Here is a 909-nt window from a genome sequence, read left to right as displayed (position 1 = left end):
CTGTTTTCAGCAGCAGAGAAACGAGATTATGAAGAAGTTTTTATCGCCTGTCAAATCAGTGTCGCATTTGTTTCGCTTAACGCGGATCAACTACTGCACTGCCTGACTTGCAGCCCCTTCAGGCCTCACTCACCAACATTTCTGCTGGCTTCTCTTTTAGCAACTATCGAAACATCGGGGATTACCCTGAACTTTCGGTAGCAGCCAAGCCCTCAACTATAACATCATTTTTGCAGCTTATGCAACCGGCCTTTGCCTCATTTGCACTGTCTTGCAACGCTGCTGCATTCTGAATCTCTTCATCCTACAGCGGCGAGAAGTATAGGTTCTCACTTATATAAAACAAAACCCCACAGGATCACCTGTGGGGTTTTGCGCAATAAAAGCCTGACGATGACCTACTTTCACAGACGTCCGTCCACTATCATCGGCGCGAAGGCGTTTCACTGTCCTGTTCGGGATGGGAAGGAGTGGTACCACCTTGCTATGGTCGTTAAGCGTAACTGCTTGAACGGTTGACTAATCAGTCAACCCCTCGAATCTTTGGGTACTGCCTGGCACTACAAGAACACAAACCACATTCGTGATTGCAGTTACTACCCACAACCACACGCGAGTGTGTTCTCACTTATATAAAACAAAACCCCACAGGATCACCTGTGGGGTTTTGCGCAATAAAAGCCTGACGATGACCTACTTTCACAGACGTCCGTCCACTATCATCGGCGCGAAGGCGTTTCACTGTCCTGTTCGGGATGGGAAGGAGTGGTACCACCTTGCTATGGTCGTCAGGCGTAACGGGTTGAGCGGTTGCGGGTTAACGCAAAGGCTCCAATCTTGGAAGAAACACAACGTGTGGGTGACCAGAGGCAAGCTCGATGATCACGCACAAGGGGGATGTAATTGGTG

1 protein-coding gene and 2 rRNA genes are annotated in these 909 nt (G+C 49.2%); 1 reads left to right on the top strand and 2 read right to left on the bottom strand.

Translation table 11 applies throughout. The annotated features are described in order from the left end of the window. A partial coding sequence (locus ACE04A_RS13655) for a hypothetical protein (protein ID WP_485820215.1) occupies nucleotides 1-201 on the top strand: 201 nt, incomplete at its 5' end. Between the two features lie 184 nt (nucleotides 202-385). Here ACE04A_RS13655 and rrf (ACE04A_RS13650) read toward each other — a convergent pair. Next, a 5S ribosomal RNA gene (rrf, locus tag ACE04A_RS13650) occupies nucleotides 386-498 on the bottom strand. A gap of 182 nt (nucleotides 499-680) precedes the next feature. Then, nucleotides 681-793, bottom strand: a 5S ribosomal RNA gene (rrf, locus tag ACE04A_RS13645). Nucleotides 794-909: the final 116 nt, after the last annotated feature.

The sequence above is a fragment of the Achromobacter colocynthidis genome (assembly GCF_057334535.1).
Note: the sequence above shows the minus strand (reverse complement) of the source record. Positions and strands in the feature narration are given on the sequence as shown.